The following is a 25,122-nucleotide window of genomic DNA, read 5'->3' as shown; positions in this document are numbered from 1 at the left end:
GCAAAAGCCGGAGCTCTTCCCACCCATCAAATATTGAACCTATCAATATTATAGTCTATTTCCTTATTAAAATCAATAGATTATATTGGTTTTTTCGATATAACATAAATTTTTTCTTATAAAGATTTTTCAATAAGATAATTAATAAAAAGACTGCTTAATCCCAGACGAAAACGGGAAATCTCTGAGAGATGACAGAGAAAGTCCATAGCCAGAAGCAATTTCACCTCTTTTTCTAACCATTCATTGGACTGCTCAGTAATTAAAATTGTTGGAATTTCTCGTTTTTTAAAATTATGCAAGGCATTGCGAATAGCTGATGACTTGGCATTTGCTGAGAAGAAAATTACCAAGGATTGGCTGGAAAGTCGCTCAAAAACAGTAATTGTAAGTTCAGAAGCATAAGAAATACGAATTCGCGAGGAGGGGTAGCCTTTTTTTAATAATAAATAAGAAAAGAGTTCCATCAAAATATACTGGCTCTCCGAAGAAGCGCATAAATAAATAGTTGAAGAAGCATTTATCAAACTTTTAAAGTCTATCAATAAATTTTTTGTGAGCATTGTTTCCAAACTTACCATAGTCTGGGAAAAGTCACAATCAATCTCCTCCCTTTCCTCATGAGGCAAAGACCAATCAAGCGAATACTTAAAATCAGATACTCCCTTAAACCCTAATTTTTGAATAAAGCGTAAAAGAGAAGACTTGGATGTATAGATGCGTTCTGCCATCTGAGTTAGACTAAGCTTAGGAATATCCGCCCGATGTTCAAGCAAAGCCTGATAAGTCTGCTTTTCGTTGTCAGACAAATCGTTCAAATAGGGTCCAATAATTTCTTCTAACCTTGCCAATATCATTTTCCTCCAATCAAGCTTATTTCTGAATTTCCCCATTTTAACTGTTTCGACATTTACTATAGTCTAACAAAAAATTCGTTTTACTGCTTACGGAACTCCTCCTCCAAAAAAAATCTAAGACAAATCCCAAAAGTTTGGGAAAACTTGTCAACCTTAAGAAATGCTCTATATTATGTGTTCAAATTTTTTTATACTGTAAGTATAAAGAGAAAGGGGCAAGAAGGAATGGATAATCTTCACTTGGAGCAGCTTTATAACTTCCGAGACTTTGGAGGCTATGACACAAGAGATGGGAGGAAACTTAAAAAAGGACTTTTGTACCGTTCAGATGAATTCAGTCATTTGACAGAAAAAGATAAACAAAAGCTGGAACAACTACATATAAAAACGGTCATCGACTATCGGAGCTCCGAAGAACGTCAAGGCAACGAAAATAAAGACTTTGGACAAAAACAAACTTTTTATCTTACTCCTGTCGCTGATATCGCAGCCTTAGCTTCGGCAGAATTTGGGGAAATTGAGATGGAGGACCAAAGTACATTAACCCCTGACTTGATTAAGTTTTTAATGATTGAGCAAAACCGTACTTTTGTAACTGATCCCTGCTGTAAGGCAGTTTATAAAAGCATGATAGAGATTTATACAAGCCCTGAGAATGGAATAATCGTTCAACATTGCCGCGGGGGAAAAGACCGTACAGGATATGGTGTCGCTCTTTTGCAAGGTCTACTTGGTGTCGAGAAAAAGGACATTCTCAGAGACTACCTCTTAACGAATCTCTATAAAAAAGACAAAAACCAGCAAAGTCTAAAAAAAATTAGAGAAGAAACAGGCAATCTTTCTCTGGTGAAAGCGATGAGTTATTTCAAAAAGGCAGACACAAGATTTCTTGGCACAGCTCTAAACTACATCGAAGAGCAGTATCAAAGCATTGAAAATTACGTAAAAAAAGAACTTTCAATCACAGAAAGTCAAATTCAGTATCTTAAAGAAAGATATTTAGAAAGTCGTGAGGAATTTTAAAAATGGGTAACGTTATGAAGAAAATGAATCAAAAAAAATTTGAAAAAATCAAACATGTTCTTGCATCAACCGCAGGAAAAATGTCCACTAATTTATACATGCGGACGATTTCTGAAGCAATGATGGGGATGATGCCCATTATGATGATTAGTTCTCTTGCTTCACTGCTCAATGCGATTGATTTTTGGGGAATCAAACCCTTTTTCCAGAATATCGGTTTGACAAAGTTTTTTGAGCAGATTAATGCTATGACTATTAGTATTGTCGCTGTTTACGTGGCTATATTGATTTCTTATAAACTAGCAACAAATCTCAAACACGAGCCGCTCAATGCGACATTGGTTGGCTTAATGTCCTTCTTTATCCTAAGCAACTTGTCTGTCGAGGACAAGACACAATTTTTAAATCTTGTAGACCTTGGCTCTGCCGGAATATTCGTTGCCATGATTGGTGGACTAGTCGGAACACGACTCTACATTTTCTTCATTGATAAAAAATTAACCATCAAGATGCCCGAATCCGTACCTTTAGTGGTTCAAAAAACTTTTGAATCTATTGTTCCTGGCGTTCTGGTGGCTGCTATAGTGGGCGGAATCTTCCTCCTCGTTTCGCTTACCTCACAAGGTAATATGATTAATTTAATCAATACACTGCTGCAAAAACCGCTTCTTTCTCTCGGCTCAAATATATTTGCAGTTATGTTTATCGTTGCCTTTATCGAATTAATCTGGTTCTTTGGTATTCATGGCGTACTGGCTGTGTATCCTGTCCTGATGATGGTTTACCAGCAACCTCAGATGGCAAACCTTGAAGCTTACAGCGCCGGACAAGCACTTCCTTTTTTATTCACTACTGGTTTTATTTTAAACAACCGCGGTGCTCGAAGCTTTGCTGTTGCCCTACTCGCCATTTTCAAGTGTAAGTCGGAACAGCTTAAATCAGTAGGTAAGCTTGCGCTTATCCCCTCCATGTTTGGAATATCTGAACCAGTAAAATTCGGACTGCCCCAAATCATGAATGTCCGTATGCTCATTCCACTCATGCTAACACCTGCTGTCTCTGTATTTTCCGCATGGCTATTAACAATCATCGGCTTTCTTCCTTATCAAAACGGTGTCAATCTTCCCTCAGGTTTTCCTATTATTTTTGGAGGTTTCTTAACAAATGGCTGGCAAGGGATTGTAGCACAGCTGATACAGTTAATTCTTTGCATACTCATCTATATTCCTTTTATGAAATCACAAGATCTTTCTTATCTGGAAGACGAGAAAACTATATTCCAAGGGGAAAATAAATCCTAAAAATAAAAAAGCAGCTCAAACGAGCCAACTTTTACATATAATCTTCTTTCTTGTAACCAAAGTCAGATAAATCCATCTTACGGTCGCGCCAGTCATTTTTAATCTTGACCCATGTTTCAAGATAAACTTTATCACCCAGCATCAACTCAATATCACGGCGGGCCAATTTTCCAATCTTACGAATCATATCGCCGCCTTTACCGAGGATTATTCCTTTTTGGCTCTTACGTTCGACAATGATTGTTGCCATAATATGAATTTTCCCTGTTTCTTCATCACGTTTCATAGAATCTGTCGTTACAGCAATGCTGTGCGGTACTTCTTCACGTGTCAAAAGAAGAATTTTTTCACGAATCATTTCGCTAACCAAGAAGCGTTCCGGATGATCTGTCACCATGTCTTCTGGGAAATACTGAGGACCTTCTTCAAGCTTGCTGCTCAACGTTTCCAGCAAACGCTCTGTGTTGTTGCCTTGAAGTGCCGAAATTGGCACAACTTCTGCAAAGTCCATTTGCGAAGTATAGTCTGAAACAGTTTCAAAAAGGGCATCTGGATGAACTTTATCAATCTTGTTGACCACCAAAATAACAGGAACATCTGCTGTTTTCAGACGTTCAATAATCATGTTTTCACCCGTTGAGCGCGGCTCGTCAGCAGCAACCATGAAAAGGACCATATCACACTCACGAAGCGTAGAATAGGCAGACTGCACCATAAAATCGCCCAAGGCATTATGCGGTTTATGGATACCCGGTGTATCGATAAAGATAATTTGTTCCTTATCTGTCGTATAAATTCCTTGAATTTTATTCCGTGTTGTTTGCGGCTTGTCGCTCATAATCGCTATCTTTTGGCCCATCACATGATTTAGAAATGTTGATTTTCCAACATTGGGACGGCCTAAAATGGCTACAAATCCTGATTTAAAAGTATTATTTGTCATAGTGCTATTCTACCATATTTTAGACTTATATTCTCCCTCTTCTATATTTTCTTGAGGGAAAAGAGAAAGTTTTCAGTGCCTTGATATTAAGTATAGCTCATGCTATAATAAAAATAAGAAAAGGACTTGCGCTAACAAGTCCCCTGTAGCCGTTTTAAGAACGGTAGCCAATATTTAGTTTAAATAACTGTCATACTCAGCTAAAAGTATAATGACAGTTATTTTTTGTTTCTATCGTTGATTTTTAACATCAGCGTTGCAAATGCAAGAGCAAACATTAAAGTCTCAAATATTGACAAACCTTTCGCCTTTCATGTTTTATGAGAGATTACCAAAACCATGGCATCACCTCCAATCAGGCTACCGTCTTTTTACTTCTCCCCTATCATTCTAGCATAGAGAAATCTTAAACCTAAGTTGTCTGCTTTAGCTAGGGGCAGATATGCCCATCCCGTCCCTTAATGTTTTAAAACTTGTTTTCAACTCTCTTGATATAAGGTATGGCTAATGTTATAATAAAAATAAGAAAAGGAGCTTGCTACTAACAAGCTCCAATGAGACCGCTTAAGACGGTTGGCATTAGTTAGTCAAAAAATAGACCGAACTGTCCAAAAGTTAGCGGTCTATTTTTTTGTATTCTTTATTATCTCGATAATGAGATGGAGCAGCATCAGGATGAAGCCCGCAAAGGCGAGCATCAAGCTTAAGCTGTCGGAAATACTCAAAAAATCTAGCCTTTCTAGTTTGATAGGGAATTGCCCTGTATCATCGGCATCACCCCTCTTTCTATACTAAGCCAACCGCTTAAAACTCTCTCAGCTTCATTATAGCATAGACGTTGCGCCTTAAAAAGAGCGCTTCTCCTTCTCACTTGTGCTTCTATTCCCCTCGGGAAGCCCTGCAAAGCCTGTCTCCACGGAATTTTACCGCTCTAAAAACTTGGCAGTCAGTAAGCCATATTTGGCACACCATTAAAAAACGGATCAAGTCCTCACTTGCTCCATTTTTTATTTTTAGCTGTTGCTCCTCTTATAGAGTTGGTAAGCAACCCGTAGGAAGATAAGTCCTAGAAGTACCGCACCAACTGCCAGCGTATCGCCAACATCTGGCAAGCGCTCCGTGGTTCGTGGTTTGTCTGCTGGAGGCACTTGGCTTGGCGGTTGCTTCATGCCCACATAAGTGTTGCGAATGGTGAAACCCTTCCGTGCATTGCCGCTTATCTTTGTCTCATAGCCATTGACAGCCAGCTCTTTAACCTGATAGACAATCTCCTTGCCCTCTGCATCAAAGCGTGGCACATCTTGGAAAACCGCCTGCCAGTCGCTCGCTTGACTGAGCTGTTTCCGGCTGACTTCCTCCTGACCTGCAAAGAGCTGAACAATGATGGACTGCGGTTGCAAGTCAGGCGTGAGTTCCTTATGTTCCCAAACTTTTTTCACAGGAATATCCAAGCTTTCACCCAGCAAGGCGCGCTTGTCAAAATGGTTGGTAAAGACCGGCCGTAATCCCTCAAACGCTTGCCCGTTTTTGCTCAGCCATTGCTTGCCTAAGCTCAGCTTGCCATCTAGAGCTTGCTCCACTTGTACATGCCAGGTATACTCTGCATTGTCATAGGTCCAGCCCAAAGTATTTCCACATTTTTCATGGACCATAAACTCAAAAGTTCCCGCTCGGTCCAAAGAAACCTGAGGAAAAGAAACGCGCCCGCTATTGGTGATATGCACCGTCTGCCCACCCGGATTCATGACAAATCTGAAGCGTTCGTCCTGTGGTGCAGGATCGCCTATCAGGCGTTTTTCAATCTCTAACTGCGCCTTAACTGGCGGTATCCATGTGTTATGCAGATCGATAGACCCCGCCTTAGTTTTGGTTTGCCAGCCAGAGATTGGCACTTCGCGAATACGATAGTCTATCTCCTCGCCCGCATCGTCAAACTTGGACAAATTTTCGAAGCGGTAAGTCCAGTCCGGACCGGTCACATCGGTCTGACGGACGACCATATCATCTTGCAGGAGCTGTACTGTGATTTGCTCAGGCACTTGCACACTGTCAGGTTTTTCCCAAGTCTTTTGTCCTGAAAGGGAAATGTTTGAGCGGAGATAGCGGTTAGTCTGGCGGACATAGATATTACGATTGCGATGTTCATCCTCCACGCTTCTTGTGCCATACTCAATGCTCTGCTGGCTGAAGCCCGCATCAAAGCTGTCATGCTCGACCACTCGCCAACGGTCGCCCAGCTCCAGCTCGATAGGTACAGAACTCTCACCACTGCGCAGGCGAATCTCCCGGTCTTTCACATCATTGATATAGAGGTCAAACACAAACTCATGGACTGCGTCATAACCAACACCTTCGACAAGCTTTTGCAAAATCAACTTGGCACGCTCGGACGGGATACGGTAGTTGGGGAAACGCACGACATGCAAGTCGTTATTATCAGCAGGAACTTCATCAGAGCCGTCAGACTCATCCGACTCATCCGCATCATCATTAGTTTCCATCTCTACTGTCTTTTCCGTCTTATGCGCCTTATCGACTTGCTCTTCCTTGGGCACATTGACCGTGTGCCCCTTGATTTCTTGTAGGGCTTCAATATAAGAGTCGGTGGAAATTTCGCGCAACCTGTAGGTCAAGCCCGGTGGTAAATCCTGAAAGAGGGCTTTCTGACCGTGGCGCAAGCGAATGATATCGCCTGAGACGAAGTCGATTAAGTCCCCTTCTTTATCGCCTTCCACAATCCTATACTGGAAAGTCCGCCCTTCATGAGGTTCAAGTATCACCTCAAACTCAAAGTATTCTTTGAGGCCGGCAGGATCATCCGAGTAGAGGAACTTGGTAAAGGCAAGTGCTGTAAAGCTTGGCAACTGACCCTCAGGCTGATAGATATTGCGGAAGAGATGGCGGTTGCTCGCGGTATCTGCCACTATCTCTCCACGGACATACTCTGTCTCAGAGACAAAGTCTTCCCTGCCTGACTCGCTGACCTTATAGGATATGCCGATGGGCAAGTCATGGATAATGAGAATCTCGCCATGACGGAGCTTTATCGTGTCGCCATGCGCAAGCTTGCCTTCACGAATGTCGTCGTCATTCTCCGGATCATCGTCGATTTGGTAGCGGTTTGTGGTATAGCGAAAGCTAGCATCTTCTGGCACATCAGAAAGTTGGACGGTAAATTCAAACTCAAGTAGCTTTTGTTCTTCGGTCACCTCAGAGCCGTCAAAGTTTATCACTTCTTTCTTAATATCAAGCGTGCGTGTCTTACCAAAGTTGGTAAAAGCTACGACAGACGGTGCTTCATGGTTGATATTACCCGAGGTATTATGGGCTTGCCCATGCTGAAACCTAACTTCCTCAACCTCGTAGTGCAGTCCGACAGGTAGAGCGGTAAAGACAGCTCGCTGACCGTGGCGGAGCTTCAAGGTTTTGCCTGAAGCCAGCTGATGTTCCTCGCCCTCGCCATTGATCTGGTAGCTGTACGTTCCCCCATCAGAGAAGAACACACGAAATTCAAAGATTTGCGCACGCTGAAGCCCGGAAAGCTCACGTCCATCGTCGTTTTCCAGTGTCTTTTCGATGATGAGGTCGCCTGAGAGCCGGCGGTTGTAGGCGGTCACGACCGTAGAGCCGTTAGGTGTGCTGGGCTCGACCGTGAAGTCGTAGCGCCTTAGCTCCTGTCCTTGCGGGTCCTTATCGGGCGCAAAGCCGTAAGGCAGACGGCCTTCACGGAAGAAATACCGCCCCGGTGGCAAGGCAAGACTTATCCGCCCGTCTGCATCGGTGGTCCAGAGCGCTTCGTCCTCTAGTACGACCTGCTCATAATCCTCAGGGTCTTGCTGAATGATTTCATAGAGGGCAAAGTCAGCGCCGGGGACAGGGATATCGGTCGTGTTGCCCTCTGTATCCCGCTCCAGCTTAAGCAGCTGGACGGTGCGCTTGGCGGTCTGAACCTGTCCGTCATTGATGGCGCTCTGTCTGTCGCTGCTCCATGCCCAGGTTCCTGTTATCCCTGTGGCAAGCAGCAGCAAGCAAAGCAACGAAAAGAGGACAGGGCGTTTAGCTACCAGTCCGCGAAAAATCTGCTGGAATTTACTCAAAACCTGTCCTCCTTTTTTTAGTGATGTTTTAATTTAAAATGACTTCTGACATATCATCTTTATGATTCTTTTAATATTAAGATTGTAAATTATGGTAATTATAGATAGCTCCAAGAATTGTACCCATATTATGTGTTAGTGCAGGGTTGTCACCATCAGGATCATCCATCGCTGCAAAATCATCAATACCTTGTTCTGTAGCCGCTGCGAATCCTCCGATAACATGGAGTTTATAAGTCCAGTCCATATCGATGCTTTCAAGACCAGGTTATCGCACTTTATTATCTACCAAAAAGCTTGTCGCCTGACCGCCGGCAGCGCTCCCCGGTGTGGCTCCGCCTAAAGCGTCTGCCCAGTAAGCCCAGCCTGTAGTTCGGTCAAAGACCCAGAAGTTCCCAACGCGGTCTTCCATATCAAGCCCAACCCATTGTTCAAAAGGAATTGGTGCACGTTCTTGCTCCAAGACTTGTGCTGCTGTGTGCTCTTCTTCCGAGTGATTATGCGGGGCACCTATCATTGCTGGAAGGGCAAATGCTGTGTCTCCTCCAGACCAATAACCGTCTGTCCCGTCACCGGGATGTGTGATGCCAGGAACAGTTAAAGATAAATCCTGTGCACGTCCGGCAGCCGCAGTTTCATCGCTATTTGGATTGAAGTTAAAGGTTGGCATGTACCACGGACGATTGTCACCACGTGGTGTTGACTGTCCCAGCTGCAAGTGGAAATAATTATCCATAAAATGCAACGGGTTATCTTGCATAGTACGGTGACCAAGCGCCGCAAAGTGCTCTGCATCCCCCTGGGTTAAAGAGGAGTCATAAGCAGGGATGAAGACTGGCCATGTGTCTGGGTCTTCCGGGTCAATGTCTGTGGTTGATTCGGCATTGATTACATCACCGTTCTCATCGACAGGGAGACCATTACGCATAAAGAGCTCTGTAAGTTTGACACGTACGAAGACAGGTTCCGTACCGAAGTTTTCGACGAAAACGTCCTTGTTGGATGTCTCCTCATCATCTTGGAAATAGTCATGGACACGCGCCCCATAGTCTGGACGGTTGGTGTCTTCCGTGATATTGAGGACACGCTGTCCGAAGTTGGTAAAGGCGAAAGTGCCGCCGATCAGGGCAAGCGCCGCAGCAAGGCCACCAATCTTGAGGAGTTTTTTGGTTCTATCTTTCATAAAATCATAATTCCTTTTCTTTTTTTATTTTTTGAGTGTTGAAACTTTATAGAGACGGTATTTTTCGGTATGATAGTATCCTCCTTTAGTTGTCTTTTTCTTTAGTTGATGATTTTGTCGAGGAGCGTTTGCGCTGAGGGCGAAACTCCTGTCCAGTCGCCCACATCCTCGGATGTTGCCAAGTCGGACTCGGCATAAAGCCCGTAGTAGGTGTCTTTGTTGTCAAAGTCCACCTCTAGAGCATCCAGTAGAAGACTGGTCGCTGTGCGCTGGGGCAACCATGTCGCCCAGTAAAGCCAACCGTTATCATCATGCACCCAGAAGTTGCCAGTCGGCTTACCTGTGCTCTGCCATTCTTGCATGGTCATGTAGCCGCCAAAGTCGGACTGGACCGTTGCCTGTGCCACGTGGGTCACATCAGGTATCACCACCTCTACTTCTGCTGCCTTATCCCAAGTGCGTAAGTCGGACGTATGCTTTTGTCCCTCGCTCCACTGATCGTGCGTGCCGGGCATCGGTATCCCTAAGTCAGTGTTGAATCCTCCTGTCTGCCCTTCACGCCCGTCTCCTGTGGTATTGGACTCGGCACTGTGATTGTTTTGGTTAAAGGTCGGCATGAAGATTTTCGGACGACTATTGTCATCGCCCAGATAGAGCGTGACAAAGTCCGCCATCGTAGAGTTGCTCGCGCGCTCAGGTTTAACAACCGCCCAAGAGCTGTGATCAGTAAGCTGGGCTTGCTCTAAACCTGCACCTTCCAGTGGCCTCGCTTGATTGCCTGTCAGCTCGCCCGCGCCCTGTCCACGCTCCATGTACTCGCTCAGAAGCACTCGAGCCAAGATTTTTCTTGAGGAGAAGTTCTCCACATAGATATCTTTGTTTACTCTACCTGACCCATTGGTCAGATGACCAAAACCCTCAAAGTCATCATGCAAGCGTGCACCGGGCGGTGCTTGATGAGAAGTTATACCCAGCACACGTTGTCCGAAGTTGGTAAAGGCAAAGGTGCCACTCACGCTAAGACTTAATGTTGTCAGAAGAAGGACGAAAATGATATGCCTTTTCTTGTAATGCCACAGAAAGCGCAAGCCTTTTGGGCAGGCTTTGACAGCTAGAGTGCACTTTTGCAAAGCCCATTTCTCAAAAAACTTCGTGCGCTGTTTCATATGTCCGCACCTCGCTTTCTGTCACATCGCGCGTTTGCCGTCCCCCTTTTTTCTTTTTCAACTTCCGTTGTTTCAATGCCAAAAGGATATAGTTGATAATCTCATGGAGCAACAAGGTAGCAATTAACATGACGATAACTGAAACAATCAGATTGTTTCGGATAAAGTGAATGGCGCGCCCCAGCGGATAGCTGGAAAAGATAACCTGCCCGATGATGTTGCTGGCATGGACCATATCGGCATCTTCACGCTGGTTGTCCGTCCCCTTAGTCGTGAAACCTCGCTCACGGGTCCGCAGATGATTTTCCTCGATGCCTGTGATACGGTGGGTCACCACCCGATCGGACTCGGTGATAAAGGTAATATCATCACCGATATCCAGTGTATTAGCATCCACCTGTCGAGTCAGGAGGAAGGTATTTCGTGGATAAACGCTGCGCATAGAGTTAGACAATACAGTCATGGGCGAAAAACCACCTATATTGATGGGCTTACTGGCTTCATCCTGCAAGATTAAGAGTGATTCGACAAAGACCAAAAGCACGATGATGATAAGGTAGAAAAAAGCATTGCTCACAAGGCTAGCGCCTTTTGATTTGGGCTTTGCTGGGTGGTTACTGCCATAATCCTCAAAAGCCAGCTGTGGACTGTGCCGATGATAAAACTCCGAGCGCGCCGCCGGCGATACCGTCATCTGACTGACGACCAGTGTCGGATAACGCCTTGCCTCTTGAGGAAAGGCGGTATAACAATGGTAAGGCTTTTGGGGATCAGTATGTAGCACATCCTTTCCCACAGCTACAGCTGTAGGTGGTTGCTCCTTAACTATGTCGTTGCTGTCGGGCACAACTGCCGGACTTTTGTTGCGCAAGATTTCTGATGGGGCTGATTCTGATGGGGCTGATTCTGATGGGGCTGATTCTGATGGGGCTGATTCTGATGGGGCTGATTCTGATGGGGCTGATTCTGATGGGGCATCCTTCAGCCGTGCTTCGCTGGCTGAGAGGATGAGTTCCACTTCATCGAGAAGGTCTTGGATGTCCGGTGAAAATTCAAGAGCATCCAAGGTAAACTTGCCGCCACCACTCAGATCCCAACTTTTCAGCGTATCGAGCGGGTAGGGTGTCTTGTCCATTCCTTTCCTCCTTTCTAGCCAAAGTATGATTTCTCTCTTCATATAAATTTTGAGTTACAGATATATATATAACATTTCTAATATTTATATAGTTACATTTTAGTTACATAAAAATTATATAAAATTAATATTGAAAATAAAAAAGATATGTGAGGATTATGAAAAAAAATGAGAGCCTTTGTTGGCTCTCATAAATTTGCGTTTTTGTTTTTGGATACTTCCCTATGAGTTGGGAATATTCTCTCTGCCACAGTTGTAGCTACTCTTATTGACTTTATTTACGCGTTTTGATATACTAAAATAAAAGCTGAGAGCTATTGCCGTAGCTCCCAGCGTAAGTCTTGGAACTCTTGTCTTTAACGTCTCCTGCGAGACGTTTTTTTAATTCTATCAGCTATTGATGAGTCAATTTTGAAACGACCCCAAGCCCTAAGAACTATCGATATCGCAAGAGCAACATAGATAACAAGCATCCCATGCTTTCCTTTCCCTCATAGTGTTAACCTCCCATGTCTTGGATTGTGTGAAGGGCACGCTATTTGTTCCAGTTAAACAGACTTACAAGACAAGCGAGGGATCAATCTCACTTGGCTATGACATTATTATAACATTGTCATGACATATCCTCAAATACTGCTTTACTTTTCCTTTTTTCATATTCGTTCTAAAAAAAAAAACGCTCAAGACAGCTATTCAAATGCCGTTTTGAGCGTTTTTTCTATTTATTTATCGCCGCGATTACGCATTACGAAGCCAGCTTGTTTTTCGCTACCTTGTGTTTTTGGTTTACGGTCTTTTTTGTAGTAGTCCCGTTTTTTATCGTCACGATCACGCCAGTTGCGTTTCTTGTCGTCGCGGTCACGGTCGCCGCCTTTGCCACGGTAACCGCCCTTGCCATCACGATCGCCACCACGGCCACCGCGGTTGTTGTTACGATCACGTCCATAACGGCCGCCACCTTTGTTGCCGCCTTTACCTTTGCCCTTGAAGCCTTTGCCTTCACCATTAAATGGCAATGGGCGTTCTGCTGTGATTTGGACTTCTGGCATTGTGTCAGGGTCTTTCACACGGCTTTGGATAAGCATAGCAACCAATTCTTTGACATCGTATTCTGCCATGAGTTGTTCTGCATCAGCATCAAATTTTGTCAACTTGCCTTTAAGGCTACCGTCTTGGAGGTCACGTTTGATTTCATCCATGGCAACAGAAAGACTGGCTTGATAAGCATCTTCTTTTGTTGGTGGACGCATGCCCTTCATTTCTTTCTTGGTCAATTTTTCAATGGCACGGAGATAACCCATTTCATTGTAACTAACAAAGGTTACAGAACGACCTGACTTACCGGCACGACCTGTACGACCGATACGGTGAACATAGCTTTCTTGGTCTTGGGTAATGTCGTAGTTGTAAACGTGGGTTACACCTGAGATGTCAAGTCCACGGGCTGCAACGTCAGTAGCAACCAAGATATCCAAGTGGCCACCTTTGAAATCGCGTAAAACGCGTAAACGTTTGTTTTGGTCCAAGTCACCGTGAATACCTTCAGCACGATAACCACGTAATTTCAAACCACGTGTGATTTCATCCACACGACGTTTTGTACGTCCAAAGACAATAGCGAGTTCTGGACGTTCCACATCAAGCAAGCGTGTCAAAACATCGAATTTTTCAAATTCTTTTGTTTTGATAAAGTATTGATCAATACGGTCAGCTGTCATTTCTTTAGCTGCAACTTTGATATGCTCTGGGTTTTTCATGAATTTGACACCGATTTTTTTGATGTCATTTGGCATAGTTGCTGAGAAGAGTAAAGTTTGACGTTCTGCTGGTGTTTTACCAATGATGAATTCAATATCATCAAGGAAACCCATATTAAGCATTTCATCTGCTTCATCAAGAATCAATGTTTCAAGGTGTGAAAGGTCAAGTGCTTTACGTTTAAGCAAGTCAACCATACGTCCCGGTGTGCCGACAACGATATGGGCACCTGAACGCAAAGCTTTGATTTGTTTTTCGATGCTTGAACCACCAAAAACAGTGCGGACTTTAAGCCCTTTAGATTTACCAAAACGGAAAAGTTCTTCTTGTCCTTGAACTGCAAGTTCACGTGTTGGGGCGATTACAAGAGCTTGAATCGCTTTATTTTCTGGATTAATTTTTTCGATTGTTGGAAGGCCAAAAGCGGCTGTTTTACCAGTACCTGTTTGAGCTTGTCCAAGAACGTCACGTCCTGAGAGCGCGAGTTGAATCGTTTGCTCTTGGATTGGCGTTGGTTGCTCATAACCGATAGCTGTAAGCGTCTCGACAATGCCTTCTGAAAGGCCGAGTTCGTTGAATTTCAATTGTTTCACCTATAATTTTCTAAATTTGCCACTGGCAAATATGACGACCAAGCTCGAAAGCTCAGTTACAGGCGAAAAAATCTTTGTCTTAACTCGCCTGAATATATAACTTGACTATTATATCATACTTTTAAAGATGTAAATGCTTACCTTTTTTATTTTTTTTAAAATTTTTTTTAGCATCAAAAGAACCAATAAAAAAGCACTCCTTGAAGCACTTTTTATTTTTCCAATTTGAAGAAAGGAGAATCTTCTTTCAAATAATGTTTACCAGAGGTTAAGTCATATTGTACCAACTTCAAATCTTCCATACGTTTGCTTTGCTCTTCTGTCAAGGTTACTGTTGAAGATAGAGGCGAGTTATAGGCTGCCGGAACTTCCCACATCACATCTGACAAGAGAGCATAGTAAGGTGAAACTTTGGAGCCTGTTGCTTCAAATAAAGCTGGCGTAAAGGTTGCTGAACTTAAGTCCACTTGTTTATTGGTAGTGTTTCCTTTGTTAGTCCAGATAAAGTAATCTGTCTTATAAGCATTTAGTGGATCCTCTTTGAAGCCAGCATAGTCAGAAGGAAAGACATTTGACAAGTGGTCGCCATAGAAAACCAGAGTAATTTTTTTATCAATCTTCTCAAGTTCTGTCAAGAATTCTTTGGTTGCATTATCTGTATCAGAAATCTTACGAACATAATTCTCCAGAAGTTTATTTTGCGCTTCGGAATAACCTTCGCCTGAAGCTGTGATAGTAGAGGAGCCAGAATAGCTCGTATATGGCATATGGTTTTGCATGGTCAAAACACTAAAGAATTGTGATTTAGAGGGATCAATTTTCTCTAAAACATCTCTATAAATTTGAGCATCTGAAACCTTGCCATCGAGTGTTTCTTGGTTAGTTAATAAATCAGCTTTGTCTGTGCCCGAGAGCGCATAGAAATGATCGAAACCAAGTTTACTATAGATTGAATTACGATTATAATTGGTTGCATTTTCTGGATGAAGCGCAATCTTATTTGGGAAGTAATTCGAAATAGAAGGAATAAACGGCATGCTTGGAAAAACATCAGAATTAATCGTAGAAATATTACTTGAAAAATTAACTTTCGGAAGTCCACTTAAAGTTTGTGCTTCCATATTGGCAGTTCCACCAGCAAATCCATTTGAATACATCAAACCACCGGTTGCATTTGCCTTAATTTCATCAATATTTTTCAACGGATTTTCTGATAAAGTTGCGCCTTGGACACGGTTGGGATTTGATAAGGATTCACTTAAAAGATAAATAACCGTTTGATCCGTGATGTGCGAGGAGCGATTTTTGTTGATTTTCTCCGCTTCATCGCTATACTTTTCAACAATCTCTTGTATTTTGGCTTGACTGTAACCTTCTGGCTCATCCATCGCTTTACCAAATATTTGCTTCACCCAAACATAGGAAAGGGACTTGGCACGCGCAATATTTGGTGAGCCTTTCCATAAAATATCTCCATTTGAAACTTTAATATATTGTGTTAATACCGGCACATTTATCTGTTTATCTGGCGAAGTAAAATTTCGGAAGTTTTGAACCAAAGGGAAAGCAAGAACGATAAGAATAACCGCTGTCAATCCTCTTTCTTTCCAAGACATTATCTTACCCTTGAAAAATTTTCGGCTTAATAAAATGACAAGAGCTGCAAGAACTAAAAGTATTGCCGCAGCTACAGCTACCAATTTTAAATCAACGAAAGAGAGCAAAGACTTAAGATTCATTAACCATGAAAGTTCTGAAACATAGACAGGTTCTTGTCGTTCAGAAAATTTTATTGCATTTCCGACAGTGAAACTTCCAAAGATAAGGATAATAACTGCTGTAGCAATCATGTAACGATTAAGTAGTAAATAGATAGCCATAAAAATCAAAGTTAAAACTAAGATTTGGAAGAGGCTCATCCCTGCAACAACGTAACCATAGAACATAGGTCCTGATTCAACTTTCATTGATGCTTGGATAAAATAGTTGAATACCATAGCCAAAAGTAAACTGCTTGTCAAAGCCAATGAAAAGTTCACTTTGTTGGCTTTAAACGCTTGAATCCCTTTAACAATAAAATAGCTTAGAATACAAATAACTATAAAGGCAAAAAGAAAATTTCCGAAAAGACGTAAAAAGTCATCACGTCCTACGATATTATTTGCGACATAAACCAAGCGTAGATTCCCTGCAGAATTTATCGGTCCGAAGCCTGTGTTCCAAACTAAGCGTCGTGTCATATTATCAAGAAAAGCCACACTCGTCAGTAAAGCCATATAAAAATGCTCGACTTTAATATCTGCCGCAATATTGGAGACTTTTTGTAATTTCTTACTGTCAGGTATATGTGTGACCAGTCCGATAGCTAAAAGAATCACAAAAGCTAATGGAAAGTACCGCTCGACAAGAAGATTCAAATTTAAGGAAATATAATCTATGCTAAAAGCTGCATTATTTATATTCTCAACCAGAATCATCGAAAGATGAAAAAGATAATACGCAATTAAAATACAAGGAACGGCAAGGATCTTTTTCCAGTCCAATAGCTTATTTTTTCTCCTCGAACGTCTCGTGACTTGCATCATCCAGATATCTTTATTCTTTACAAAAACAAGCGCCAGATAAGCAAGACCGAAAAATCCAACAATACGATAGGCTAAAAGGAAAAAATTAACTGGTGTTGAGTAAGTTACCTCCTCAGGTAAAACATTAGCAAAGTTTACACTGGATAAGCCTATAAATAAGAAAATTATCGAAATTATTTGCAATATTCTGTTCTTTTTTATTATATTACTATACTTTTGCATAAGTTTCATTATAGCATATTAAACAACTTAAAAACCACCGATATACAAGTCTTTTTCTTATAAAAAGACTAACACTGAACTTTCTCCTCTGATACAATTTTGGGAAATACTCATCTTAAAAATAAAAAAAGTCCTTTAGGGACTTTTCAAGTAATTTGTCAGAATATTAAACAGAAAATTGCTCCATCAACTCCACATCAGGGTATTTATCTTTAAACCAACGCATGGCAAAGTCATTTTCAAAGAGGAAGAGTGGATGATCGAAGCGATCTCGTGCTAAGATATTACGGCTTGACGACATTTTTTCATCTAAATCTTCGGGTTTAATCCAGCGGACTGTTTTGCTGCCCATTGGTGTCATGATAATTTCTGAATTGTACTCATTCTCCATACGGTGTTTGAAAACTTCAAATTGCAGTTGACCTACCGCACCAAGCATGATTTCCCCAGTCGTATAAGTCTTGTAGAGCTGTATCGCCCCTTCTTGCACCAACTGCTCAATCCCTTTTTGGAATGATTTTTGCTTCATGACATTTTTAGCAGTCACGCGCATAAAGAGTTCTGGTGTAAAAGTTGGTAGTGGTTCAAAAGGTGTTTTAAGTTTACCTGTGGTCAGTGTATCACCAACCTGGTAAGTTCCTGTATCGTAAACCCCAATGATGTCACCTGCTACCGCATTTTCGACATTTTCACGAGATTCTGCCATAAACTGAGTCACATTTGAAAGTTTGACTTGTTTCCCTGTCCGAAGGAGTTTTACGCCCATTCCTCGCTCAAATTCACCCGATACAATCCGCACAAAGGCAATACGGTCGCGGTGACGAATATCCATGTTGGCTTGAATTTTAAAGACAAAACCTGAGAATTCTTCACGTAATGGATCGATAATTTCATCCTCAACAGTCTTATGTCCATTTGGCTCTGGCGCATAAGTTAAGAAAGTATCCAAGAAGGTTTCAACCCCAAAGTCTGTCAAGGCCGAACCAAAGAAGACAGGTGTCAACTGACCAGCAAGTACTTCCTTTTCATCAAATTCATTCCCGGCATCAAGTAAGAGCTCGGCATCTTCCATAGCTTGCGCATAGAAAGGATTACTTGTCAGGGGATGGCTGGCATCAATTTCACCATTTTCCCCAAACTCAATGAAGCGCTCGCCATTTTCAGGTTGATAAACTTCGATACGTTTGTTATAAAAGTCATAGAGCCCTTGGAAGTTTTTCCCCATACCGATTGGCCAGTTCATAGGCACAGAAGCGATACCCAAAATATCTTCTAATTCGCTCAGTAAGTCTAGCGGTTCACGACCATCACGGTCCAATTTATTAATAAAGGTAAATACAGGAATGCCACGGCGTTTTACAACTTGGAAAAGTTTTTTGGTTTGGGCCTCAATACCTTTGGCGCTATCAATAACCATGACCGCAGCATCAACGGCCATCAAAGTACGGTAGGTATCCTCAGAGAAGTCCTCGTGCCCTGGTGTATCCAAGATGTTCACGCGCTTGCCAGCATAATCAAACTGCATAACTGATGAAGTCACGGAAATCCCACGTTCTTTTTCAATGTCCATCCAGTCCGATTTTGCAAAATTTCCTGTTTTACGTGCTTTGACCGTTCCGGCCTCACGGATTGCTCCACCAAATTTAAGGAGTTGTTCTGTTATTGTTGTTTTACCAGCATCCGGGTGACTGATGATGGCAAATGTACGGCGTTTTTTTATTTCTTCTGCTCTATTCATTTTTTAACCTATTCTTATCAAAATATATGCCTTATTATTATAGCAAAAAAACAGGGAAACTGTTCTTTATCAATTGCTATACGGCTTTTAGGAGGTTTGTTATCTCTTTAATTCATTAAAAGGGCCACAATAATTCCTAAAATTGCTCCACCCAAGACTTGAAAAGGTGTATGACCTAGAAGTTCTTTCAAGGCTTTTTCTGCATTTATCTTAGGGTTTTCGATTGTTTTGATAATGATATTTAAAATATAAGCATGTGTCCCTGCTTGACGCCTTATTCCTTGCGCATCATACATCACGACGAATGCAAAAACAGTAGCAACAGCAAATACAGCGGAGTCAAAACCTTGCGAAAGTCCTGTCGCTGTTGTCATAGAAACCACTAAAGCACTGTGCGAGCTCGGCATACCGCCTGTCGCAAAAAGCAATCGCCAATCCAGTTTACGGTAGCGAAAGATATCGACAATAATTTTGATGATTTGTGCAGCAAACCATCCCACGATGGCCGTGATTAAAATTTGGTTACTTATAATTTCAGTAAAAAAGTTCATCATCCTTCCTCTTTCCTCTTTCATTTATAAAAATACTGTGAATTACCTTAACTTCATTTTATACCATTTAAGGTAAATTCAATAATAAAATAGTCCCCAGATGCTTTTCTGGGGTTGATAAAAAAACTACACCTTTCAAGGTGCAGTTATTTTTATACCATTGCAATTTTTCTGTATTCTTCGGCTTCTTCTTCTGTCGAAAGAACAAAGTGTCCTGGCGTAATCTCACGCAATTCACGTGGCTGACCATCCAACTCTGTTGTTGGATCATAAGCTTGTGGGACACGGCTACGCTCTGAGATAGGATCCGGCGCAGGAATGGCACTCAACAAAGATTGCGTATAAGGGTGTAATGCATTATTGTAAACCTGATCAGATGTTCCGATTTCCAGAATTTTACCCCAGTGCATCACTCCGATTCGGTCAGAGATGTATTTTACCATAGATAAATCATGGGCGATGAACAGATAAGTCAAGCCTTCTTTTTCCTGAATATCACGCATCAAGTTAACAACCTGTGCCTGAATAGAGACATCCAAAGCTGAGATTGGCTCATCAGCCACGATGAATTTAGGGTTTACCGCCAAGGCACGGGCGATACCGATACGTTGACGTTGTCCTCCTGAGAATTCATGAGGATAACGTGTCATGTGGTCTTGGTTAAGACCAACGAGTTTAAGAAGTTCTTTGACCTTTTCTGTACGGTCTTCGTTATTCTTAGCCAACCCATTGACATCAATACCTTCAGCAATAATGTCTTTGACCCGCATTCTGCCATTCAATGAGGCTTGGGGGTCTTGGAAAATCATTTGTACTTTTTCACGGAATTTTTTCAGCTCAGCACCTTTAATCTTGCTGACATCATTGCCATTAAAGTGGATTTCTCCTTTATTGATGTCGTAAAGCTTCATGATCGCACGGCCGATTGTTGTTTTACCTGAACCAGATTCACCTACAAGGCCAAAGGTTTCTCCCTCATAGATATGAAAGGAAACGTCATTAATGGCTTTATTAACATTCTTTTTTCCTTTGTTGAAAACCAGGTCAACACCTTTGAATTCGACAAGTTTTTTTCTTTCTTCAGTCATTATTCAGCATTTCCCTTCATTTTCATTTTTTCCCAACGGGTCCAGCGTTGTTGGATATTTTCAGATGGCAGAACTTTTGGTGAGCGTTCATCTAAGAGCCATGATTTTACTTGATGTGTTGGTGACACTTCAAAATAAGGTGGTTCTTCTTCAAAGTCGATTTCGAGAGCGTGTTGGTTACGCAAGGCAAAAGCATCGCCTTTAGGGGGATTGAGCAAGTCTGGAGGTGTCCCTGGAATGGAAACCAAACGTTCAACATCAGTATCCACCGTTGGCATAGAATCGAGAAGTCCCCATGTATAAGGATGTTGTGGGTTATAGAAGATTTCTTCTACTGTTCCATACTCCACAATCTCGCCTGCATACATCACGGCCACACGATCAGCAAAACCAGCCACTACACCCAAATCATGGGTGATAAAGATAATTGATGATTCGATACGCTGTTGAAGCTCTGACATCATTTGCATGATTTGCGCTTGAATAGTAACGTCCAAAGCTGTCGTTGGTTCATCTGCGATAAGAATTTCTGGATCAGCTGCAAGCGCGATCGCAATAACTGCACGTTGGCGCATCCCTCCCGACCATTGGTGTGGATAGTCATTAATGTGCTGCTCACTTTGGGGAATCCCTACAGCTTTCATCAATTCCAAAGCTTTTACTAAAGCTTCTTTCTTCTTCATTCCTCTGTGCTTGATCAATGGCTCAGCAATTTGGTTACCAATACGCATGGTTGGATCAAGCGAAGTCATCGGATCTTGGAAAATCATCGAGATTTCATTACCGCGAATCTTTTGCCAATCTTCTTCTTTGATGTCTAAGAGATTACGCCCTTTAAAGAGAATCTCTCCTTGAGGGATTTCGGCATTTGCTGCATTGAGGCCCATAAGCGTTTTCGTAGTGACAGATTTACCAGAACCTGATTCACCAACGATAGCTAAGGTTTCCCCTTTTTTCAAATCAAACGAAACATCACGGATGGCTTTGACCTTCCCAGCATATGTTTTGAAATGAACATGCAGATTTTTTACTTCAAGTACTTTTTCTTCTTTTTCAGTCATTTTACTTCCTCATTTCTTAGTCTTGGCCTGATTTTGGATCGAAAGCGTCACGTAAGCCGTAACCAAAGAGGAAGAAGGCGAGTGACAGGAGAGACAAGACTACTGCAGGTACTGCAACTTGGAATGGATAGAATTGCAAGCTTTGAATACCATCTGAAATCAATGAACCTAGCGATGCTGTTGGTGGTTTAACCCCCAAGTTAATCGCCGAAAGAACCGCTTCAAAGAAAATTACCGATGGAATATCAAACATAATTTGTACGATAATAACACCTAACATGTTTGGAATAAGGTGTTTAACCATGATTTTGAACGGGCTGGCCCCTAAGGTCTTCGCAGCAAGAACAAACTCACGTTCCTTAAGAGACAGGGTCATATTCCTTACCTGTCGGGCGATACCTGTCCAGATAAAGAGACCAATAGCAAGGACGATTGAAACAATACCTTGCCCAAGTAGGAGACCGAACATGGTTACAATAACCAAACTTGGAATAGAGCTGATAATCTCAATGATACGTTGCATGACCGTGTCCACTTTTCCGCCAATCCAACCGGAGATTAAACCATAGGTAATCCCGATCAGTACGTCAAAGACGATAGAGGCAAAAGCGATAATCAAGGAAATACGCAAACCAACGATTGTACGTTTAGCAATCGAACGTCCTAAAGAGTCTGTACCAAAGATAAAAGATTCACCTTCTGGTACATTTTGTACTTGGTACAGGTCTTCTGCGATTGTGCTTCCTGGTGCTGCAAAATTACCGTTCCAACCAGGAATATTTACATTTCCTAGCTTAGGAGGTAAGTTTTTATAGGTTTGAACCGCATTCGGATCAAAGTTATTGGCTGCTGATTGTGGGACAAAAAATGTTGAAACCACAGAGAACAACAGGGTGAAGATAACGACAACCATCGCTACCATTGCTACTTTATTTTTCTTAAAACGTCGCCATGCATCTTGCCAAAAAGTGAGGGCAGGTTTTGCGATCATTTCACTCGCTTCAAAATCACGGTTTGTTACAAGTTTAAATTTGCTGTTAATATTTTCCATTTTCTCCCCTCCTTTCTAGTCCAAACGTACACGTGGATCAACAAATGCTGTAATAATATCGGTGATCAAAATCATCGCCATCAACATTACGGCATAGACAACTGTAGTACCCATGATGACAGGGAAGTCCTTTGAAGGAATCGACTGTACAAACTGTTGACCGATACCAGGAATCGAGAAAATTGACTCGATAAGGACAGAACCTGTCAAGAGCCCGGCACTCATTGGGCCAATAAGTGTCAGCATTGGAATCAATGAGTTACGGATCGCATGTTTCCATAAGACTTCACGATCAGATAAACCTTTGGCACGTGCCAAGAGGATATAGTCTGATGAAAGCGACTCAATCATCTGTGCACGGACAAAACTCATGACCTGTGACATTGGAGCAAAGGAGAGCGCAAGCGACGGTAAGATAGTCTGCGCAAACGTTCCCCAGCCTGATACTGGAAGAAGTTCCCAAGTGTAACCAAAGTAAAGGAGGAGTAAAGTACCTACGATGAAGGAAGGTACTGAGAAGAAGACTGTAGAAATGATACTCAAAAGTCCATCGACCCATGTATTTTTAAAGCGGGCAGCAACAACACCAAAGAATGTTCCGACAACGACACCGATAATCAAGGCTTGGAAACCAAGTTGTGCTGAAACCGGAAGACGTTGTGCGATCATTGTGCTTACAGGTTGGTTGGCAAAGGTAAATGATGTACCGAAGTTACCTGTGAAAGCATTTTGGAGATAAATGAAGTACTGCACAATAAGAGGTTTATCTAAACCATATGCAACATTTAGTTGTTGAATTTGCTCTGGGGTTAATTTGGGGTTATTAAAGGGTGTTCCTGGCATTACCTGCATCAGGAAGAAAGTCGCTGTAATAACCACAAATAATGTTAAGAGCATCAATAAGATACGTTTTACAAGATATTTAGCTAACATATAAAAATTCCTTAATAAAAACACGAAAAGTAGGCCTCATAAGCCCTACTTATTCGTTTGATGTTAGTGCCTACTATTTTTCGATGTAAACACCTTTGAGATCGTAAGACAAACCTGTTGAGTTGAATTGCAAACCTTTAAGGTGTTGGTTACGGAGCGCTGGTGTTGCACGGTAATACAATGGGTTGATGCTTGATTCATTAAAGAGTGCTGCTTCAGCATCTTTATATGCTGCATCACGTGCTTTGTCATCCAAGACTACTGGCAATGTTGATGCTTTTGTCCATGCTGCTTGATATGCAGGATTTACAAATTTACCATCGTTATAACCTGAGCCATCTGCAAAGAGTTGCAAGAATGTTGATGGTTCAGCGTAGTCACCACCCCAGAGTGAAAGAACGATATCAAAGTTTTGGTTTTGTGAATCTTTCAAACGTTGTTGGAAAGGTACGATTTTTTGAGTAAGTGTCAAGCCTGGCAATGTTTTAGAAAGTGAGGCTTGCAAGAAGTCAGCAACAGATTTTGAAACTGGCGCATCTGCATCGGTTGTATACTGAATGTTCAGTGATGTCACACCAATTTCTTTCAGACCTTTTTCCCAAAGTTCTTTAGCTTTTGCAGCATCAAAGTTGTAATCTTGTTTTGCAAATTCAGCAAAGTCTTTACCATCTGCTGTGACAGACATACCTGCTGGTGTGAATGTTTGTGCTACTGTACCCGCTGGAATGAATTGATCAACGATACTCTTACGGTCAGTCGCAAGATTCAAAGCATCACGGATATTTTTATTTTGCAATGCTTTAGCGACTTCTGGGCTTGTCGTACCACCGCCTGATTGGTTATATTGAAGGTAAGCTGTAGTTGCTTCTTTCAAGACAACAAGATCTTTACCATCATTGTAACCTTTATTAGCATTGTATAAGTCCATCGTACCTAAGCTGGCTTGGTCCAATTTTCCTTGTTTGAAGAGTTGAACCGCTGTATTCGGGTTAGATTGAACAGTGTAATCAATTTCGTCTGATTTTACATTGTCTTTGTCATAGTAATCTGGGTTTTTCACAAGAGAATAACTGTTGTTTGTCCCTGTCCAACCAGCATCTTTTTTGAAGATGAATGGTCCAGAGTAAACGACTTTATCAGATGAAGTTCCATATTGTTTACCAAATTCTTCAACAGCTGATTTGTTTACAGGGTAGTAAACGCTGTTTGCCAAGAGGAATTTAAAGTATGGTGTTGGTTGTGTCAAAGTAATCACCAACTCGTGGTCGCCATTAGCTTTTACACCCAACTGATTGAGGTCTTTAATCTTACCTGTGTTAATTTCATTGGCGTTCTTGATGTTACCAAGCAAGTAAGCGTACTGTGAACCTGTTGCAGGGTTTACAGCACGTTGCCATGAATAAAGGAAGTCTTTTGCTGTCAATTCATCGCCGTTTGACCATTTCAAGTCATCACGCAAAGTGATGGTATATGTTAAGCCATCATCAGAGACTTTAATATCTGATGCCATCGCGTTTTGCGCCACACCTTTGTCATCTACACGTGTCAATCCTTCTTGGGTATTCCCGATGAAGAGGTTTGAGTAAGTGTCTGTAGCCAAGCCCGAATCCAATGTAGCAATATTTGTCGGAACGGAAAGTTGTGGGTTAGCTGTCTTAGAGCCACCTCCGCCATTTCCACATGCTGCCAAGAGCCCGACCGAAGCCAGGGCAAGTGTTCCTAATGATACTTTTTTCCAATTATCCATGTAACATCCTCTTTCTGTTTGACTTATCCGACAATTTGCATTTGTTTATTATTGTCTGAAAATTTATTATGTTCTCTATTATACTTAATT

19 protein-coding genes are annotated in these 25,122 nt (G+C 42.0%); 2 read left to right on the top strand and 17 right to left on the bottom strand.

The genetic code is table 11. The features are described 5' to 3' along the window. Positions 1 to 116 precede the first annotated feature (116 nt). Entirely contained in the window at positions 117 to 857 is a 741-nt protein-coding gene (locus tag J0J35_RS09755) for a MurR/RpiR family transcriptional regulator (protein ID WP_019335965.1), read from the bottom strand. Positions 858 to 1,082: 225 nt separating this feature from the next. Between J0J35_RS09755 and J0J35_RS09750 the strand changes: the two genes are divergently transcribed. After that, on the top strand, positions 1,083 to 1,880 hold the full coding sequence (locus J0J35_RS09750) for a tyrosine-protein phosphatase (RefSeq protein WP_206916793.1): 798 nt from the start codon (positions 1,083 to 1,085) through the stop codon (positions 1,878 to 1,880). A 2-nt stretch (positions 1,881 to 1,882) separates the two neighbouring features. Next, complete coding sequence (locus J0J35_RS09745; RefSeq protein WP_019335966.1) at positions 1,883 to 3,181, top strand: PTS sugar transporter subunit IIC; 1,299 nt, start codon at positions 1,883 to 1,885, stop codon at positions 3,179 to 3,181. 31 nt (positions 3,182 to 3,212) lie between these two features. Here J0J35_RS09745 and era read toward each other — a convergent pair whose 3' ends face one another. The 16 genes from era to J0J35_RS09670 form a co-directional block, all read right to left on the bottom strand. Next, on the bottom strand, positions 3,213 to 4,124 hold the full coding sequence (gene era, locus J0J35_RS09740) for a GTPase Era (RefSeq protein WP_061413835.1): 912 nt from the start codon (positions 4,122 to 4,124) through the stop codon (positions 3,213 to 3,215). 623 nt (positions 4,125 to 4,747) lie between these two features. After that, complete coding sequence (locus J0J35_RS11815) at positions 4,748 to 4,822, bottom strand: putative holin-like toxin (RefSeq protein ID WP_370569340.1); 75 nt, start codon at positions 4,820 to 4,822, stop codon at positions 4,748 to 4,750. Positions 4,823 to 5,137: 315 nt separating this feature from the next. After that, the gene (locus J0J35_RS09730; RefSeq protein ID WP_206916790.1) at positions 5,138 to 8,221 is read right to left on the bottom strand and encodes a Cna B-type domain-containing protein; all 3,084 of its coding nucleotides are present in this window, start codon (positions 8,219 to 8,221) and stop codon (positions 5,138 to 5,140) included. A 76-nt stretch (positions 8,222 to 8,297) separates the two neighbouring features. Continuing rightward, a complete protein-coding gene (locus tag J0J35_RS11700; protein ID WP_242534018.1) occupies positions 8,298 to 8,468 on the bottom strand; it encodes a hypothetical protein in 171 nt (56 codons plus the stop codon). 21 nt (positions 8,469 to 8,489) lie between these two features. Then, positions 8,490 to 9,404, bottom strand: coding sequence for a hypothetical protein (locus J0J35_RS09725; protein WP_242534017.1), 915 nt, complete (start codon positions 9,402 to 9,404; stop codon positions 8,490 to 8,492). Positions 9,405 to 9,505: 101 nt separating this feature from the next. Next, on the bottom strand, positions 9,506 to 10,570 hold the full coding sequence (locus J0J35_RS09720; protein ID WP_206916787.1) for a hypothetical protein: 1,065 nt from the start codon (positions 10,568 to 10,570) through the stop codon (positions 9,506 to 9,508). Then, on the bottom strand, positions 10,545 to 11,705 hold the full coding sequence (locus J0J35_RS09715) for a signal peptidase I (RefSeq protein ID WP_206916786.1): 1,161 nt from the start codon (positions 11,703 to 11,705) through the stop codon (positions 10,545 to 10,547). The genes J0J35_RS09720 and J0J35_RS09715 overlap by 26 nt, the downstream gene beginning before the upstream one ends. A gap of 722 nt (positions 11,706 to 12,427) precedes the next feature. Beyond that, positions 12,428 to 14,047, bottom strand: a complete 1,620-nt coding sequence (locus J0J35_RS09710) for a DEAD/DEAH box helicase (protein ID WP_019291400.1) — start codon at positions 14,045 to 14,047, stop codon at positions 12,428 to 12,430. Positions 14,048 to 14,268: 221 nt separating this feature from the next. Further along, entirely contained in the window at positions 14,269 to 16,863 is a 2,595-nt protein-coding gene (locus tag J0J35_RS09705; protein ID WP_242534016.1) for an LTA synthase family protein, read from the bottom strand. 166 nt (positions 16,864 to 17,029) lie between these two features. Then, positions 17,030 to 18,601, bottom strand: a complete 1,572-nt coding sequence (locus J0J35_RS09700; protein WP_003133826.1) for a peptide chain release factor 3 — start codon at positions 18,599 to 18,601, stop codon at positions 17,030 to 17,032. A 107-nt stretch (positions 18,602 to 18,708) separates the two neighbouring features. After that, positions 18,709 to 19,152, bottom strand: a complete 444-nt coding sequence (locus J0J35_RS09695; RefSeq protein WP_003133825.1) for a divergent PAP2 family protein — start codon at positions 19,150 to 19,152, stop codon at positions 18,709 to 18,711. 152 nt (positions 19,153 to 19,304) lie between these two features. Further along, complete coding sequence (locus tag J0J35_RS09690; protein ID WP_019294202.1) at positions 19,305 to 20,240, bottom strand: ABC transporter ATP-binding protein; 936 nt, start codon at positions 20,238 to 20,240, stop codon at positions 19,305 to 19,307. Next, positions 20,240 to 21,301, bottom strand: coding sequence for an ABC transporter ATP-binding protein (locus J0J35_RS09685; RefSeq protein ID WP_003133822.1), 1,062 nt, complete (start codon positions 21,299 to 21,301; stop codon positions 20,240 to 20,242). The genes J0J35_RS09690 and J0J35_RS09685 overlap by 1 nt, the downstream gene beginning before the upstream one ends. Before the next feature lie 16 nt (positions 21,302 to 21,317). Next, positions 21,318 to 22,352, bottom strand: a complete 1,035-nt coding sequence (locus J0J35_RS09680; RefSeq protein WP_003133820.1) for an ABC transporter permease — start codon at positions 22,350 to 22,352, stop codon at positions 21,318 to 21,320. Between the two features lie 15 nt (positions 22,353 to 22,367). Beyond that, positions 22,368 to 23,285, bottom strand: a complete 918-nt coding sequence (locus J0J35_RS09675; protein WP_003133819.1) for an ABC transporter permease — start codon at positions 23,283 to 23,285, stop codon at positions 22,368 to 22,370. A gap of 73 nt (positions 23,286 to 23,358) precedes the next feature. Further along, positions 23,359 to 25,032 (bottom strand): peptide ABC transporter substrate-binding protein, encoded by a 1,674-nt coding sequence (locus J0J35_RS09670; RefSeq protein WP_019291402.1) that lies wholly within the window; start codon positions 25,030 to 25,032, stop codon positions 23,359 to 23,361. Positions 25,033 to 25,122: the final 90 nt, after the last annotated feature.

This window comes from Lactococcus sp. LG606 (assembly GCF_017309645.1).
Taxonomy (GTDB): Bacteria; Bacillota; Bacilli; order Lactobacillales; family Streptococcaceae; genus Lactococcus; species Lactococcus petauri.
Note: the sequence above shows the minus strand (reverse complement) of the source record. Positions and strands in the feature narration are given on the sequence as shown.

Excerpts from the sequence above, each read along its gene's own strand:
- J0J35_RS09720 (WP_206916787.1), bottom strand. The coding sequence starts at position 10,570 with ATGAAACAGCGCACGAAGTTTTTTGAGAAATGGGCTTTGCAAAAGTGC.
- era (WP_061413835.1), bottom strand. The coding sequence starts at position 4,124 with ATGACAAATAATACTTTTAAATCAGGATTTGTAGCCATTTTAGGCCGT.
- J0J35_RS09695 (WP_003133825.1), bottom strand. The coding sequence starts at position 19,152 with ATGAACTTTTTTACTGAAATTATAAGTAACCAAATTTTAATCACGGCC.
- J0J35_RS09750 (WP_206916793.1), top strand. The coding sequence starts at position 1,083 with ATGGATAATCTTCACTTGGAGCAGCTTTATAACTTCCGAGACTTTGGA.
- J0J35_RS09685 (WP_003133822.1), bottom strand. The coding sequence starts at position 21,301 with ATGACTGAAAAAGAAGAAAAAGTACTTGAAGTAAAAAATCTGCATGTT.
- J0J35_RS09700 (WP_003133826.1), bottom strand. The coding sequence starts at position 18,601 with ATGAATAGAGCAGAAGAAATAAAAAAACGCCGTACATTTGCCATCATC.
- J0J35_RS09670 (WP_019291402.1), bottom strand. The coding sequence starts at position 25,032 with ATGGATAATTGGAAAAAAGTATCATTAGGAACACTTGCCCTGGCTTCG.
- J0J35_RS09680 (WP_003133820.1), bottom strand. The coding sequence starts at position 22,352 with ATGGAAAATATTAACAGCAAATTTAAACTTGTAACAAACCGTGATTTT.
- J0J35_RS09755 (WP_019335965.1), bottom strand. The coding sequence starts at position 857 with ATGATATTGGCAAGGTTAGAAGAAATTATTGGACCCTATTTGAACGAT.
- J0J35_RS09675 (WP_003133819.1), bottom strand. The coding sequence starts at position 23,285 with ATGTTAGCTAAATATCTTGTAAAACGTATCTTATTGATGCTCTTAACA.
- J0J35_RS09715 (WP_206916786.1), bottom strand. The coding sequence starts at position 11,705 with ATGGACAAGACACCCTACCCGCTCGATACGCTGAAAAGTTGGGATCTG.
- J0J35_RS09725 (WP_242534017.1), bottom strand. The coding sequence starts at position 9,404 with ATGAAAGATAGAACCAAAAAACTCCTCAAGATTGGTGGCCTTGCTGCG.
- J0J35_RS09690 (WP_019294202.1), bottom strand. The coding sequence starts at position 20,240 with ATGACTGAAGAAAGAAAAAAACTTGTCGAATTCAAAGGTGTTGACCTG.
- J0J35_RS09745 (WP_019335966.1), top strand. The coding sequence starts at position 1,883 with ATGGGTAACGTTATGAAGAAAATGAATCAAAAAAAATTTGAAAAAATC.
- J0J35_RS11700 (WP_242534018.1), bottom strand. The coding sequence starts at position 8,468 with ATGGACTGGACTTATAAACTCCATGTTATCGGAGGATTCGCAGCGGCT.
- J0J35_RS09705 (WP_242534016.1), bottom strand. The coding sequence starts at position 16,863 with ATGCAAAAGTATAGTAATATAATAAAAAAGAACAGAATATTGCAAATA.